This window comes from Bacillus sp. UNC437CL72CviS29, from assembly GCF_000482345.1.
GTDB classification, from domain to species: domain Bacteria; phylum Bacillota; class Bacilli; order Bacillales; family Bacillaceae_G; genus Bacillus_A; species Bacillus_A arachidis.
This window is the reverse complement of record NZ_AXVB01000022.1, coordinates 1-15,753: the sequence shown is the minus strand read 5'-3', so window position 1 is coordinate 15,753 and position 15,753 is coordinate 1. Positions and strand designations below refer to the sequence as shown.

Genomic DNA, 15,753 nt, shown 5'->3' with positions numbered 1-15,753 from the left:
TCCAATTATTCAGTTAAATAAATATATTTTTCCCCAAGTCCGACAGAAATTCATGCTGTCTGTTTGTTTTTATTCCTTTTAAACGAGTTGAACGACCCTTTGAAGATACATCTTGAATCTTTAACCAAGGTTTATAATCTACTCCATACCGGTTCCTCGACCTTGTTTAATCCACTGTTCGATCGCAGATATTCTTTTTCTTTTCGACATAAAAACACCCCTTTAGATAATCATATCTAAAGGGGTGGAAACAGTGCAACTTTATTTCAAATCTACAATACAATTATTAATTTCCCAATCTCCTACTCAACAGTAACAGACTTAGCTAAGTTACGAGGCTTATCAACATCACACTCGCGGTGAAGCGCTGCGTAGTATGAGATAAGTTGTAATGGAACAACTGCTACAAGCGGTGCTAATGCTTCATGTACAGCTGGTAGTACGAAGCTGTCGCCTTCCATTTCTAAGCCTTTCATTGAGATGATACATGGGTTTGCTCCACGTGCTACTACTTCTTTTACGTTACCGCGAATTCCAAGGTTTACGTGCTCTTGCGTAGCAAGTGCGATAACTGGTGTACCTTGTTCAATTAACGCGATTGTACCGTGTTTTAATTCTCCACCAGCAAATCCTTCTGCTTGGATGTAAGAAATTTCTTTTAGCTTTAACGCACCTTCTAATCCTACGAAGAAGTCTACGCTGCGTCCAATGAAGAAACAGTTGCGTGTTGTTGCTAAAAATTGTTTTGCAAGTGCATCCATTTCTTCTTTTTGATCACAAAGTACTACCATTGCATTCGCTACAAGACCTAGTTCGTGTGTTAAATCAAAATCAAGAACTTCGCCTTTTGCTTTCGCAATATCAGCTGCTAGGATTGAAAGCACTGCAAGTTGAGCTGTGTAAGCTTTCGTAGAAGCAACTGCGATTTCTGGCCCTGCATATAGAGGTAGTGTATAGTCAGCTTCACGAGAAAGCGTAGAACCTGGTACGTTTGTAATTGTTAATGCTTTATGACCCATTTCACTTGTTTGTACAAGTACTGCACGGCTATCTGCAGTTTCACCACTTTGTGAAATGTAAATGAAGAATGGTCTTTCTGTTAATAATGGCATATTGTAAGAGAATTCACTTGCTACGTGTACTTCTACAGGTACTTTTGCAAACTTCTCGATGAATTGCTTTCCAACAAGACCAGCATGGTAACTTGTTCCACATGCAATAATATAAATACGATCGCTATCTAAAATCGCATTACGGATGTCTCCATCTAATTCGATTTCGCCATTTTCATTTTGATATTTTTGAATGATATTACGGATTACAAGTGGTTGCTCATCAATTTCTTTAAGCATGAAATGAGGATATGTTCCTTTTTCAATATCACTTGCATCTAATTCCGCTGTAAACGGTGCACGTTCAATCGTTTCACCTTGTAAGTTTTTAATTGTAATGCTTTCTTGTGTTACAATTACCATTTCTTTATCCATTAATTCGATAAATTGATCTGTAACTTGTAACATCGCCATTGCGTCGCTCGCAACAACATTAAAGTTGTCACCAACACCTACTAATAGCGGGCTTTTGTTTTTAGCAACATAAATCATGTTTGGATTTTCAGCATCAAGTAATCCAATCGCATAAGAACCATGTAAAATGGATAACGTTTTACGGAATGCATCTTCTACACTTAACCCTGTGCTTACTTGCTGTTCCATAAGCTGTACGATAACTTCTGTATCAGTCTCACTTACAAACGTTACATCTTGAAGATATTCTTTTTTCACTAATTCATAGTTTTCAATTACACCATTATGAACTAGCGTAAAGCGCTTTGATGTACTTTGATGCGGATGTGCGTTTACAGTGCTTGGAACACCATGTGTAGCCCAGCGTGTGTGACCGATTCCCACGCTTGCTGCCACGTTCTCGTCTACGATTTCACGAAGTTTTGCAATACGGCCTTTTTCTTTGTATACAACAATACCGTTCTCTGCCTGTACTGCAATACCTGCTGAATCATATCCGCGGTATTCTAGTTTCTCTAAACCTTTTAATAAAATTTCCTTTGCATCTTGCTCTCCAATAAATCCTACGATTCCACACATGTTTAGTCGCCGTTACAAATGCTTACATTGCTATGCGAACATGTAACGACATAGTCCGATCCCATTCATTATTTAAATATAAAAAACGGATTACATATTGCTAGCCCTGTAAGTCTGTAACGGCTTTCACCTTCCTCTCGATTGGGTTTCAGTCCGTATATACTTATACAGCTAGTATTCATCCGTTCCTTTTCTCTCATCAAACCTTTACCTTTGTCCACCGAGTCACCTTGGTGATTTAAGTAAAAGCTTTCGGTTGTGATGAACAACCGGGAGTCATCCGCCGAAATCTCGATAAAACTCCTCCTCGTCAACTACACAACTTGTAGTTCTGGCGCTTTTATAATTCCTTATATTTACTTTGAGAAAAAGAACAAGACCATCTTATAACAAACAACATAAACCGTCAATGAAATTTTTTCATTGTCTATAAAACATATGAAAAAGGAGCACAAATCGTGCTCCTTTTTCATATAAAATCAGCTAATTATTCAGCTCCAACTTCAGCTTTCACAACTTCTACAATGCGATGTACATATCCATCACAAATTTCTTGTGTTGGTGCTTCTGCCATTACACGAATAAGTGGTTCTGTTCCAGAAGGACGAACAAGAATACGGCCGTTTCCGTTCATTTCTTCTTCCACCACACGAATAATTTCTTTAATTTTTTCATTTTCTAATGCTAATTTTTTATCCGTTACACGAACGTTTACTAATAGTTGAGGGAACTTTGTCATTTCACTCGCAAGCTCAGACAATGGCTTTTTCGTCATCTTCATAATATTTACAAGTTGAAGCGCACTTAACATTCCGTCTCCAGTTGTAATGTAATCAAGTAAGATAATATGACCAGATTGTTCCCCACCAAGATTATAACCGCCGCGCTTCATTTCTTCCATTACGTAGCGATCACCAACTGCTGTCTTATTACTTGTAATACCGTTTGCTTCTAGTGCTTTATAGAATCCTAAGTTACTCATAACAGTTGAAACAACTGTGTTATGTTTTAACTGACCAGTTTCTTTCATATATTTCGCACAAATGTACATAATTTGATCGCCATCAACAATGTTTCCTTTTTCATCTACTGCAATTAAACGGTCTCCATCGCCATCAAATGCAAGTCCAATATCCGCACCTTTTTCTTTTACTAGTTCAGCTAAAACTTCTGGATGTGTAGAGCCAACACCCTCGTTAATGTTCATACCGTTTGGTGATGTTCCCATCGTAGAGATGTCAGCTTCTAAGTCTGCGAATAAATATGGTGCTAAAGAAGACGTTGCTCCGTGTGCACAATCTAAAGCAATATGTAAACCAGAGAAGTCTTCTTCTACAGTTTGTTTAATGTATTGTAAATACTTTTGTCCACCTTCGAAGTAATCGTTCACTTGTCCAAGCTCTGTTCCTGTCGGACGTGGTAATTCATCTACTTCTTTATCTAATAAAGCTTCAATTTCTGCTTCTTGTTCATCAGTTAGTTTGAATCCATCTGAGCCAAAAAATTTAATTCCGTTATCTTGCACTGGGTTATGAGATGCTGAAATCATAACACCCGCTTGTGCATCTAGCGCCTTTGTTAAATACGCAACCCCAGGAGTTGAAATAACACCAAGACGCATAACTTCTGCTCCAGTTGATAATAGACCTGCTACTAATGCACCTTCTAACATGTGACCAGATACACGTGTATCTCGGCCAATAATAACTTTTGGACGATCTATATCTTTTGTTAATACATATCCTCCAAAACGTCCAATTTTAAATGCTAGTTCAGGCGTCAATTCCTCATTCGCGACACCGCGCACACCATCTGTACCAAAATATTTACCCATTGCTATTCGCTCCTTTTTCTTGCTCTTTTTGATTTTCTACTTCATTCTGTTTGCCTTGTTCCTTGTCTTTCTCATTTGGTTTTTCTATTTCATTCTCTTTGTCTTCTGGTGAATCTGGTTGTTCTGGTTGTTCTGGCCTTCCTTGTACTTCTTGCTCTGAATTTTCTTTTTTCACAAGGGTTACCTTTGCATTTTTTTGTTTTGTCTCTATTGAAACATTATTAGGGCCGCTAACCTGAATTGGAATATCGTGTGTCCCAGAAGATAGATTTTGTAGATTAATTGACGCTGTTATTTGTTCTGCTGTTATTTTATCTACTATACTGGCTTCTCCTGAAATATCAACGCTTATCTTTCCACCTTGTGGAGAAAGCAATTGTAAGGTGAATTCATCTGACAATCCATTTTTTCGTATAGAAATGCCCTCTATTGTCTTATGCTTTGTATTTTTTTGCTTTTGTACTTCGACGGAAACTTTCACTTGACTAGGGTTTACATTTGTTACACCTTTCGGTAATAAAACAGAGGCATCGAATGTTGTAGATTCCGTAATTTTACTAAGATCTACTTCGACGCCCTCCAAGGACTTTATAGTGTCCAAAACATCTTTTGGTCCTGATATTGTCACTTCATTTGGTTCGATACCGATTTTTGTAACAGCTAACCCTTCAGGTACACTTCCTTTTTTTGAATAAGTTAGTGGCACAGTTTTTTCAATATTATTTGTCGTAGTTGGATTTGAAACTGGGATCGTAACACTTACTTTAGAAGGTGTTGTTTGTAAGTCTAGTTTCTTACCATCTTCATCATATAGTACAATTTCGGCTGTCTTTGTTACTGTTTTTGTTATCCCCTTCAAATCAACATATGCCCTGACAAGAGCAACTTTTGCTAGCTCCTCTTCTGTACCAATAACCTCAACAGTTCCTGGTTTAATAGTCGGCTTTTCAACCATACTACCTCCTGGCATTTGACTCTCATTCGAATACTTCACTTCCACAGGAAATGACTTCTTCGCCTTACTTTGGATTGTAACTTTAACTTTCGCCGGTTGAACCGTTACTTTTAAGTTATTTTCCATCCCGGTATACTTTAAAGGCACTTCGTATGTTCCTGTAGAATATCCACGTAAATCTACAGATACACCAAACTCACGTTGTGACCTTGCTGCAGTAATTACGTTTTTGGGTCCTTCCAATTTTACTTTTACATACTTTGGAATACCACTTACAATATATTTATCTTCATCATAGTTTACTGCTACTACAATGTTAGACACTGTTTCTGTTATATCACTTGTTGGAAAAGGTGATGCATTCTTATTCTCTGTCATGTTTTTATCCGACAAATTCGTTGACATGTAAAGCATTAACGCCAATAGTAATGAAATTCCTTTTAAAAACCAGTGGTTCTCCATCAGCTTATCCATGACGCTTTCTCCTCCAATTCCAATTCCATAAAGATGAAGAAGTTGTCTTCACATTCCCACTGAACTCTGCTAAAAGCATCTCTTTCAACTGTTCGACTTTTAAATCACGATGTAATTCCCCATTTTTAGTTAAAGAAATTTGACCTGTTTCTTCTGATACAACCACTGTAATGCTATCAGTTACTTCACTAACTCCCATCGCAGCTCGGTGACGCGTTCCTAATTCTTTTGATATGAACGGACTTTCCGATAATGGTAAGTAACAAGCTGCTGCTTTAATCGTATTCCCTTGCATAATAACCGCTCCATCATGAAGCGGTGTATTGGGGATAAAGATATTAATAAGCAGTTCTGATGACACATTAGCATTTAAAGGAATCCCGGTTTCTACATAATCTCCCATCCCAGTCTCTCTAGATAATGTAATAAGCGCACCAATGCGTCGTTTACCCATATATTCAGTTGCCTTTGCCACAGCATTCGCAACGATTTCATACTCTTCTTCTTCCTGACCAATTGCACGAGAGAACAAACTTCCTCTTCCTAATTGTTCAAGCGCTCTTCTAAGCTCGGGTTGAAAAATAATAATCACTGCTAGGAATCCCCATGTCAAAGCTTGGTCCGTGAGCCACTGCAACGTATGCAACTCAAATAAATAACTTAATATACGGACGATAATAATAACTGTAATCCCTTTCAAAAGTTGAACGGCTTTTGTACCTCGGATTACATGAATTAGCTTATATATAACAAACCACACAACGGCGATATCTAATATCGTACTGAGATATTTCAAAAAGTTCATATCTCCAAAAGGCATGCTAACCCTTCCTCCTACTTATGAGCAATTTTATCCATATACTGAAATATTATTATTCTGCTCTATATGTATGTATTTACAACAACTAGTTAATTATACCATACATGAAAGAAACGACAATTACAAACGACGTTACCCCTCATGGTATAAATTGGTAAGATGTCAAACTTTATTGTAAGGCAGTATAATATAACTTATTATTATACTCTTATTTTAAAATAAAAAAAGAAACGTTTCATTAAATTTAGGTAACATGTAAAACAGGAGAGTCATTCTATTCTAGGAGCTAATTATCCTTTTGTATTTAAAATAGAAGTTGAGTGTAGTAAATACTATAAAATGCAGATAGGTACATTTGTTTTTATATGGAGAGATAGAGTCTGCGTGTAAAGATCTTAAAGCAACAATAATAACCTGTAAACATTTTCGGGTGAGATACGATTAAAGATGCATAATAAGGAAAGCCTTCTTATGAAAGTTTCAGAGATGGATGTTGATAAGAATAGCAAGGATACACTTCCATATAAAACACCTCTACCACAGTGCTGAGCACTGTGGTAGAGGTGTTTTATACTTTAGCGTTTTTTACCATTAGATGAGATAACTGTTTTATACCAATAAAAACTCTTTTTCTTTATTCTTCTTAAGTCTTTTAAATCATTTTCACCACGATTTACATATATAAAACCATATCTTTTCCTAAAACCTTGATGAGTAGAAATTAAATCAATTGCTGCCCATGGACAATAACCAATGACATCCACGCCAGCTACAATTGCCAATTCCATTTGTTCTATATGTTTACTTAAATACTCAATTCGATAATCATCATGAACTGAACCGTCTTCATTAACCTTATCATATGCACCTATTCCATTCTCTGTAACAATAATAGGTAGATTATAACGATCGCTAACTTCTCTTAACGTAACACGGAAGCCAATTGGATCAATCTCCCATCCGAAGTCTGTTAATTCCAGATATTCATTATCATCACCCATAAAGAAACCTTCTTCACCTACTTCAATTTGTTGATCACCACCGCTATCAATTACAAAATTCTCATCATACTCACTAACGGTTATTGAAGAGTAATAGTTAAAAGCAATATAATCTGGTTTGGAGCTAGATAAAATCTCCATATCTCCATCTAATATGACAGGTTCGATATTTTTACTTTCCATAAAATTCCAAGCTGTTTTGTTATAACGTCCATGTACAGCCATATCTAGATATAGCCAATTTCGAATTGCATTACAATTTTGAGCTGCAATAATATCATTAGGTTTACATGTTTTAGGATAAACATAGCTAATATTGGGTGCCGGCCCAATTTTAGCATCCGGTATCATCTGATGACATAAGTTAGTAACTTTAGCCTCTGCTAAGAGCATATGATGATTTTGTTGATATAACTCTTTTTGAGATAATACAGATGTACCAATCGCTCCACCATGTAAAATCATCATATTTTGCTCATTAATTGTTAGCCAATGCTTAACCCGATCACCAAAACGTTCAAAAAGAATTTCACAATAATTCACAAAAGCATCAATGGTAGAACGATTGCTCCACCCACCATTTTTCTCCAATTCATACGGCAAATCAAAATGATACATCGTCACTAGTGGTATTATCTTATGTTTCAGTAATTCATCAATTAAATTACTATAGAACATAACGCCCTTTTCATTTATTTCTCCCACACCACTTGGAAGAATACGTGTCCAAGCTATGGAAAAGCGATAAGTTTTTAATCCTAGTTCGGAAAAAAGCCTTATATCTTCTTTAAAGTTATGATAATGGTCACTACAAACTTTAAAATCAGATGTGTCTTCAGGAATAGCTTTCATATCTTGAATAGAAAGCCCTTTTCCATCTTCATTATAGGCACCCTCTACTTGGTAAGCACTTGTGGAAGCTCCCCATAAAAAGTCTTTTTTAAATGTAGTCTTAAGCATATTCTTACCTTTCCTTACCAAATTTAATTATCCACCTTATTTATCCATAGATTAATAATCATTGTTTTTCTGAAATTTTTTCATAAACACTAATAAACTCTTCTGCTATTATCTTAAATCCTTCTGCACTCATAAGTTGATCTTCAGCATGAGCTAATAATAAACTTACTTCTACTTTTCCCCCACTTGCTTCTTTACTAATTAGTCCAGCATGTGCCTTATGCCCTTGAATAAAAGATTCAGCACCTTCTTCGATCAATTCTTTTGCCCGTTCGAAATCACCCTTTTTCGCTTCTTGTACTGCTTCAATATATGATGAACGAGCACTACCTACTGCAGATATAATTTGAAATACAATATATTCATGTTGTTCCATGACTCTTCCTCCAACACATTTTTATTTTTTAAATACACATTTCATACTTAGTATTATTAGTTATTTGTTGCTGCTTTTTGTTCTGCCTCATAAGCTTTCTTATCTCCAATTTTAAAGAACGGATAATATAATAAAATCTGAGAAATAATGATGATAATGGTCATTAAAAGAAGTAACCATCCACCAGAAACATAAGCTGCAAAAGGCGCAGGTGTTACCCATGGTAATTCTATTAGTGGATTATAGGTAGATAGAATCCCGGTGATCTTTAGGAAAACAAGACCGATTAACCCACCAACTAATGAAGAGGTTACCAATGGAATAAAATAGATTGGATTTAGGACAAGCGGCAACCCAAAAACAAGCGGTTCATTTATGTTAAAAATATTTGGTACAATACCGATTTTCCCGAGCGATTTATATTGTTCTGATTTCGCAAATAACATATTTATAGCTAAACCTAATGTATTTCCTGTTCCACCAACTACAACCGCAAAGTGCATAAGGCTAAATGCTAAATAAGGGATTTCTGAAACAGGTGTTCCTGAAGCAAAAGCTGTAATAGCTGCCGTAAATAGAGGAGCAGTCGCACTATACCATACATTTATGATTGGTGCTGGATGTAAACCAAAGAACCAACACAAATTCATAAACGTAAATATACCAATAACCGACCAAACAGAAGATCCAATTACTTTTACAGGTAGTGATACAACTTGACTAACAAAATTAAAGATATTTTCATATGGAGTATAACCAAATATCACTCTGACAAAGAAAATGATGGTAAAGATAATGATTGAGATAAATACTGGATTAATTGCATCAGCTACCATAGGTGGTACTGATTCCGGTAATTTCACCCCAATATTTTTTCTTGTTAATGCACAGTAAAGTTTACTTGTCAAAACACCAACAAACATTGCTACAAATATTCCGTCACTTCCTAAATATTGAGTGAGGATAGCTGGAACCTGTTCTTCTCCTACCTTAACAGACATTGGCATTAAACATAGGAAACTACCTAATGCAATTACGCCGGCTACCATTCCATTCATGCCTTCTTCTTTCGCATAAGAATAAGCAATAATTACAACCATATAAACAGCTAACAAACTCAATGTTGCACTTATCATATCTTGCATATGTGTATATAAACCAGCTTGATTAATTAGATCTTTCCACCATTTAAACGGCAAGTTACCTAAAATAGCGAATAATGTAACACCGATAGTAACAGGAATTGTCATCATCATCCCTGATGTAATTGCGTTGACAACTTTGCTATTTCCGAGATAATTTGTCAGTGGTGTAATTATTCGTTCTAGTCCGTTTCTCGTCATCTCTAAAAACTTCATGTTTACCACCCATATTTTTAGATTTTATTTCGTTTTCTCTTTCCCCTTTTCAACATAGCTCATATCGTTTACAGACTGAACTGTATATTTACCATCTTTATATACAACTTTTGAAACACTTGCATTATCTAGACCACCATCAAGATTATTAAGTGATTCAGGAGAGATTGTATATAACAGCGCCATTAACGATATTCCATGTGATACAACAAGTGCATTACCGCCTCCCTCTTTAGCTACTTCTTCTACAATTTTATCGATTTCTTTTCTTACCCTTTTTGAAACTACTTCCGCACTTTCGGCCTGTTTACTTTTATCAATCTTAGCTGCAGTATTAAGCATAATATCAACATCGAAATTATTCCTAAATTCCTCTAATGTCATATTATTAGCTTTTGCAAGTGTCTCGTAAAAAGTATGATTCAGTTCTCCTTCAAACTCACCAAAACATACTTCCCGCAAGTTTTTCCGCTGAACGATATCTATGTTTTTATTTTTGTTTTGATCTAGCACGATCTTTGCAGTTTCTACAGCGCGTCCACTATCACTGCTATACACTTTTTCAAATTGTACTCCTTTCAAACCTTTACCAAGGTACTCTGCCACTTCAATTCCATCTTTAGTAAGAGGCGCGTCAGCCCACCCCTGTACTCTATCAGTCGTATTCAGCATCGTTTCCCCATGCCTTACCAAATAAAGTTCAACAGGTTTTTCTTCTTTTTTCTCTTTCACTTTTTGGTCTTCATTTGCTGAACATCCAAATAATGAAACCGTTAAAGAAATTAACAAGCAAATTGATAATATTTTTTTACTCATCATGAAATCTCCTTATGGGCTTATAAAAATAGGCATGCACCACTCACATGAGTAGAATGATATTTTTATAATGAAGATATTTAAAAATGATTTTGACTGATTAAACAACCAATTTATTATTTCTCTATCCTGCAAGGCTCCCTACTACCACACATAGAATTGGAAATTTCCTTATCTATTTCAGACGATGATCTTCCTCAGAATATGTACTTTTCATAACTGAATAAATCGTCTAAAGCTCGTTAATCGTTCTCAACGTATACACTTTTAATCGCCTAAAATATTTTTCACTTGTTCAATTACTTTTTTTCCATCTAACATGCCATAAGCTGACATATCAATCACTTCAATAAGCTTTTCTGGCAATTGACCTTTCACAGTATTTAAAGCATATCGAACCTGAGGTCCTAATAAAATAATGTCTGCCGCTTGTCCAACATTCTTTGCTTCAGCTAATGGATAAGCATTAATTTCACATTCATAGTTTATTTCTTCTGCGTATCCTCTCATTTTGTTCATCAACATACTCGTAGACATACCTGCATTACATAAAAGAACAATCTTTTTCATATTTATTACCTCCACTGTTCACTATTATTGAAAGCGCCTTCATTACAAGTTCACTATAAAATATGGTCTAAGACCAGGGTCAATATCTTTTTGGAATTTTGTTTACCTTAAATTTTCTATATACATAAAATGAATTGAATGCGAGCTGAAAAGTACATGCTTTTCAGTTATCAAAAAAACAGTAGTTCAATTACGTTTAAACTACTGTTTTTTAATGTTCTCACTTTTCACACCAACAAATTAAGTGCTAATCATTGAATATATTGAGTTGTCTCTTTACAACAGTTAGTCGAATGCCTTTAAAATAGATCATTCAAATTCAATTTGAACAATGGACTTCTATCTTCCCTAGTTATATGGAGACTTACTTGCCAATTTCACTCTGCAAAGGTTAAATAATTTCCATAGAAACAAGAAAAATCTATACCTATTTTACTTTTCACCTTTACTTATAATAGGAAGCATAATGATATAATGTTCAATTACCCTCTCTTGCTCTTTTGTCTCACAAACGTATCGACATAAAATATCCCCGTTAAGATTATAGCCAAGGTTCTCAATGATCTGTAATGGTTCTTCTAAAATTAGGTTGGATAAGGGCTCATTCGCCTCTTTTTCATATAAATAATTCAAACACTCCCCCATATCAACTTGTAAAACTGATTCATCAATAGGCAATTCGTATTCTCTCATTTTCATTTCAGGGATGGCCATTACCCAATAACTGTCACAAATCGTTTTCAGTTTATATTGTTCAAGTGGAATGTATAGTGCTGGATAGACTGTTGGCAAAAATGATAGCCATTCTTTTAACAGAGGATTTACACATAATGTTCCTTTATCTAAATGAATATGTCTTAGAAGATAATAGGTTTCAGTTGACTCTATAAACCATTGTCTATCTTCTTTTTTATATTTTTTTAATAAGCCCATAAACTCATTAATTTGTTTTATTTCTAATTCCAACTTTTTTATTGTTTCTTCTTTTTCAGTTATTTTGTCATTGCATTTTTTTATCATGTCATCTAATTCTAAACCATTAAAAATAGATCCAATTTCCTTAACATGAAATCCCATTTGGCGGAAATTTTTAATGGCTAAAAATATTCCAAAATCCTCATATGTATAAAATCTAAAACCCGTATCTTTATCTTTTTGCGGTTTTAGGAAACCCTTCTTTTCATAAAACCTTAGCGCATCTATCGAAACTCCAAATTCCTTTCCTACTTCTCCTATTTTATATTTCTTCACATATATCACCTCCAAGTCCATAGTTCCTGCTATCATTATTTAACAAATACCTTCATAAACAGTGTAGCAAGTTTTAAAAACAATTACATAAAAAATAGACAACTTAACGGACACAACACAATCGTTTCTCTATCAGATATTACCGAAAGAGTACCCCTACTTCAAACGAAGTGAAGTGGGGGAGTATTCATTAGAAAACTCCCGATACCATATACTATATTTTAACAAGACAATAAAAAGGGATGAACAGATTGTACATATCCAATTTGTTCATCCCTTTGATTTTATTAACTTAAGCGCCTATTATTTAAATATAATTAGTCGCCGTTTGTCTTACATTTATTTTAGTTTTTCACCGAATAAAGAACCCATTAAAGCTACCGCTGTTGTTGCTGTTCTGTTTTTCTCATCTAAAATCGTATTTACTTCCACAAACTCAGCTGATGTAATAATATCAGCCTCCGCTAGCATTTCCATTGCTAAATGACTTTCACGATAGGATAGTCCACCAATTACAGGTGTTCCCACTCCTGGTGCATCATGTGGGTCTAGTCCATCTAAATCTAATGATAAATGAACACCATCTGTATGTGATAAGTATGCAATTGTTTCTTCCATAACCGCAGTCATACCCATACGATCAATTTCATGCATTGTAAATACTTTAATTCCTTCATCGCGGATGAAGTCTTTTTCTCCCTCATCTAATGCACGTGCACCAATGATAACGACGTTTTCCTTTTTCACTTTCGGATACGCCTCGTATAAATTCACTAATGAAGGATGACCATAACCTAAGCTTGCTGCAAGTGACATACCATGAATATTTCCAGACGGTGACGTTTCTTCTGTATTTAAATCACCGTGTGCATCATACCAAATTACACCTAAATTTTTATAATGCTTTGCTACTCCTGCAAGTGTCCCAATTGCAATACTATGATCGCCACCTAGTACAAGTGGAAAACGACCTTCTTCTATAATATGATCAACCTTACCTGCTAATTCATCACAAACTTTTGCAACTTGTGTAAGGTTTCTTAAATTTGTATTTTCAGCTACTTCTTTTTCTCTCTTGATACAAATATCCCCAATATCTTCTACGTCATATCCGATGTTTTGAATTCTTTCAATTACTCCCGCATAACGAATTGCACTTGGGCCCATATCAACTCCACGACGCATCTGTCCTAAGTCCATTGGAACTCCAACGATTGAAATTTCTTTCTTCATAGATAGTCTCCCCCTTTTATGCCTTCACTAAATATTTTAAATCTTTTATATACTCTGACTCAACTCGACATTTTTTTGTATGTATATACACCTCATTCACTAATATCTACGTAGAAATCTATATTTTTCGTCTGTTTTATGTATAAAATAAACCGTTTTCTAAAAAATCTCATTACACATGTACACATAAATAATGAAAAATAAACGTCTCCTATAATTAGAGACGTTTTCCTGAAGCTATTTTCCATACAGATGCGATATTCCGCGCAGTCATTTCAATATTTTCTCTTGCTGCTATATATGCTTCCTCTAGTGTCATTGGACTTGATGTGGCAGCAAACACAGCATCTATTCCTTCTTTATAAACTGAAATGTGATTCGAAAGTACAGAACCCCCAATAGCTATAACAGGTATATGTAGTCTCTTTGCACGTCTAGCAACCCCAACTGGTGCTTTTCCATAAGCGGTTTGCACATCTATTCTTCCTTCACCTGTAAGAACAAGAGTTGCTTCTTTTATATGTTCATCAAAATTTGTATAGTCTAATACAATTTCAATTCCCTTTCTTAATTGACCTTGTAGTACAGCAACAACTGCAGCTCCTAATCCTCCCCCAGCTCCTGCACCCGGTATCTCTTCCACATCAATGTGTACATGCCGTTTTAATACATAGGCATAATGCTTTAAATTATCATCTAACTGCGTGATCATTTCTGGACTTGCTCCTTTTTGCTTTGCAAATACAAAAGATGCTCCTTTTTGTCCTGTTAAAGGATTGTCTACATCACATGCCGCTTCTATTTTCACATGCGCTAAACGAGAATCCAACTTAGCTAAGTCTAAAGAATCAATAAAATGTAAATTTCCACCGACAGGTTCTATTATTCGTCCATCTTTCCTTAAAAACCTTACACCTAGGGCTGAGAGCATGCCTGTCCCTCCATCGTTCGTAGCACTTCCGCCAAGCCCTAAAATAATATGCTGTACACCTTTATCTAAAGCATCTAATATAAGCTCTCCCGTTCCTTTTGTTGTGGCGATGAGAGGGTTTCGCTGTTCAACCGGAACATGATGCAACCCCGACGCTGCTGCCATTTCAATAAACGCTGTTCTTTTATCTTGAGAAATACCGTAGAATGCATCTACACGTTCACCAAGTGGACCTGTTACGTAAAGTTGAATGATCTTTCCTCCTGTAGCATCAACAAGAGATTGAACGGTACCTTCTCCTCCATCTCCAATTGGAAGTTTCACATACTCAGCTTCAGGAAAAACTTTAGTAAACCCTTTTTCAATGGCCTTACATACTTCTATCGCTCGTAAGCTTTCTTTATATGAATCAGATGCAATAACAATTTTCAACACCTATTCCTCCCTTCCCCCGTATCCACACACGCTTTAATTCAAACCTTATATTTTACTCTATTTTTCTATTGTAAACGAAATAAATGGAAACTTTTCCTTATTAAAGCAGAATAAACAAAAAACCTTACATCAAAAGATGTAAGGTTTTTTCTAATTTATAATGGAGCCTAGCGGGATCGAACCGCTGACCTCCTGCGTGCAAGGCAGGCGCTCTCCCAGCTGAGCTAAGGCCCCGAAGTAAAAAAGCGGAAGACGGGATTCGAACCCGCGACCCCAACCTTGGCAAGGTTGTATTCTACCACTGAACTACTTCCGCGAAAATGGTGAGCCATGAAGGACTCGAACCTTCGACCCTCTGATTAAAAGTCAGATGCTCTACCAACTGAGCTAATGGCTCGTAAATGGCTGGGCTAGCTGGATTCGAACCAGCGCATGACGGAGTCAAAGTCCGTTGCCTTACCGCTTGGCTATAGCCCATTAATATTTACTAGTATGCTTGTCTTTTCAAAAAAATAAACCTTTATCAGGTTGTTTTTTTAAAATGGTGGAGGGGGGCAGATTCGAACTGCCGAACCCGAAGGAGCGGATTTACAGTCCGCCGCGTTTAGCCACTTCGCTACCCCTCCGACATTAT

Annotated in this window: 12 protein-coding genes, 5 tRNA genes and 1 pseudogene; all 18 read right to left on the bottom strand. The window is 35.9% G+C overall.

All coding sequences use genetic code 11. The annotated features are described in order from the left end of the window. Window positions 1-19: 19 nt before the first annotated feature. Window positions 20-210 (bottom strand): annotated as a pseudogene (locus M014_RS30485) (TnsA endonuclease N-terminal domain-containing protein); the annotation flags it as partial. A gap of 92 nt (window positions 211-302) precedes the next feature. Next, a complete protein-coding gene (gene glmS / locus M014_RS0116425; RefSeq protein WP_026592711.1) occupies window positions 303-2,105 on the bottom strand; it encodes a glutamine--fructose-6-phosphate transaminase (isomerizing) in 1,803 nt (600 codons plus the stop codon). A gap of 487 nt (window positions 2,106-2,592) precedes the next feature. Beyond that, on the bottom strand, window positions 2,593-3,939 hold the full coding sequence (gene glmM, locus M014_RS0116420) for a phosphoglucosamine mutase (RefSeq protein WP_026592710.1): 1,347 nt from the start codon (window positions 3,937-3,939) through the stop codon (window positions 2,593-2,595). After that, on the bottom strand, window positions 3,932-5,368 hold the full coding sequence (locus M014_RS0116415) for a CdaR family protein (RefSeq protein WP_026592709.1): 1,437 nt from the start codon (window positions 5,366-5,368) through the stop codon (window positions 3,932-3,934). Before M014_RS0116415 ends, glmM begins: the two co-directional genes overlap by 8 nt. After that, the gene (cdaA, locus tag M014_RS0116410; protein WP_026592708.1) at window positions 5,361-6,188 is read right to left on the bottom strand and encodes a diadenylate cyclase CdaA; all 828 of its coding nucleotides are present in this window, start codon (window positions 6,186-6,188) and stop codon (window positions 5,361-5,363) included. Before cdaA ends, M014_RS0116415 begins: the two co-directional genes overlap by 8 nt. Window positions 6,189-6,763: 575 nt before the next feature. Next, a complete protein-coding gene (locus M014_RS0116405) occupies window positions 6,764-8,149 on the bottom strand; it encodes a glycoside hydrolase family 1 protein (RefSeq protein ID WP_026592707.1) in 1,386 nt (461 codons plus the stop codon). A 58-nt stretch (window positions 8,150-8,207) separates the two neighbouring features. Next, window positions 8,208-8,525, bottom strand: a complete 318-nt coding sequence (locus M014_RS0116400) for a PTS lactose/cellobiose transporter subunit IIA (protein WP_026592706.1) — start codon at window positions 8,523-8,525, stop codon at window positions 8,208-8,210. 56 nt (window positions 8,526-8,581) lie between these two features. Beyond that, on the bottom strand, window positions 8,582-9,883 hold the full coding sequence (locus M014_RS0116395; RefSeq protein ID WP_026592705.1) for a PTS sugar transporter subunit IIC: 1,302 nt from the start codon (window positions 9,881-9,883) through the stop codon (window positions 8,582-8,584). A 24-nt stretch (window positions 9,884-9,907) separates the two neighbouring features. After that, complete coding sequence (locus M014_RS0116390; protein ID WP_026592704.1) at window positions 9,908-10,699, bottom strand: histidine phosphatase family protein; 792 nt, start codon at window positions 10,697-10,699, stop codon at window positions 9,908-9,910. Between the two features lie 267 nt (window positions 10,700-10,966). Beyond that, on the bottom strand, window positions 10,967-11,269 hold the full coding sequence (locus tag M014_RS0116385) for a PTS sugar transporter subunit IIB (protein WP_026592703.1): 303 nt from the start codon (window positions 11,267-11,269) through the stop codon (window positions 10,967-10,969). A gap of 432 nt (window positions 11,270-11,701) precedes the next feature. Beyond that, window positions 11,702-12,520, bottom strand: a complete 819-nt coding sequence (locus M014_RS0116380) for a MerR family transcriptional regulator (RefSeq protein ID WP_026592702.1) — start codon at window positions 12,518-12,520, stop codon at window positions 11,702-11,704. Between the two features lie 339 nt (window positions 12,521-12,859). After that, window positions 12,860-13,753 (bottom strand): arginase, encoded by an 894-nt coding sequence (rocF, locus tag M014_RS0116375; protein ID WP_026592701.1) that lies wholly within the window; start codon window positions 13,751-13,753, stop codon window positions 12,860-12,862. Between the two features lie 217 nt (window positions 13,754-13,970). Next, window positions 13,971-15,116, bottom strand: coding sequence for a glycerate kinase (locus M014_RS0116370; protein ID WP_026592700.1), 1,146 nt, complete (start codon window positions 15,114-15,116; stop codon window positions 13,971-13,973). A gap of 164 nt (window positions 15,117-15,280) precedes the next feature. Further along, window positions 15,281-15,353 (bottom strand) — tRNA-Ala (locus M014_RS0116365). 10 nt (window positions 15,354-15,363) lie between these two features. After that, a tRNA-Gly gene (locus M014_RS0116360) sits at window positions 15,364-15,435 on the bottom strand. A gap of 5 nt (window positions 15,436-15,440) precedes the next feature. After that, window positions 15,441-15,516, bottom strand: a tRNA-Lys gene (locus tag M014_RS0116355). Between the two features lie 5 nt (window positions 15,517-15,521). Further along, window positions 15,522-15,596 (bottom strand) — tRNA-Gln (locus tag M014_RS0116350). 65 nt (window positions 15,597-15,661) lie between these two features. Continuing rightward, window positions 15,662-15,745: transfer RNA gene (locus M014_RS0116345), tRNA-Tyr, on the bottom strand. Between the last annotated feature and the right edge of the window lie 8 nt (window positions 15,746-15,753).

What these genes read in the sequence shown, in the direction of transcription:
- M014_RS0116415 (WP_026592709.1), bottom strand. Translation starts at nt 5,368, where the DNA reads ATGGATAAGCTGATGGAGAACCACTGGTTTTTAAAAGGAATTTCATTA.
- glmS (WP_026592711.1), bottom strand. Translation starts at nt 2,105, where the DNA reads ATGTGTGGAATCGTAGGATTTATTGGAGAGCAAGATGCAAAGGAAATT.
- cdaA (WP_026592708.1), bottom strand. Translation starts at nt 6,188, where the DNA reads ATGCCTTTTGGAGATATGAACTTTTTGAAATATCTCAGTACGATATTA.
- M014_RS0116395 (WP_026592705.1), bottom strand. Translation starts at nt 9,883, where the DNA reads ATGAAGTTTTTAGAGATGACGAGAAACGGACTAGAACGAATAATTACA.
- glmM (WP_026592710.1), bottom strand. Translation starts at nt 3,939, where the DNA reads ATGGGTAAATATTTTGGTACAGATGGTGTGCGCGGTGTCGCGAATGAG.
- M014_RS0116390 (WP_026592704.1), bottom strand. Translation starts at nt 10,699, where the DNA reads ATGAGTAAAAAAATATTATCAATTTGCTTGTTAATTTCTTTAACGGTT.
- M014_RS0116405 (WP_026592707.1), bottom strand. Translation starts at nt 8,149, where the DNA reads ATGCTTAAGACTACATTTAAAAAAGACTTTTTATGGGGAGCTTCCACA.
- M014_RS0116400 (WP_026592706.1), bottom strand. Translation starts at nt 8,525, where the DNA reads ATGGAACAACATGAATATATTGTATTTCAAATTATATCTGCAGTAGGT.
- M014_RS0116385 (WP_026592703.1), bottom strand. Translation starts at nt 11,269, where the DNA reads ATGAAAAAGATTGTTCTTTTATGTAATGCAGGTATGTCTACGAGTATG.
- rocF (WP_026592701.1), bottom strand. Translation starts at nt 13,753, where the DNA reads ATGAAGAAAGAAATTTCAATCGTTGGAGTTCCAATGGACTTAGGACAG.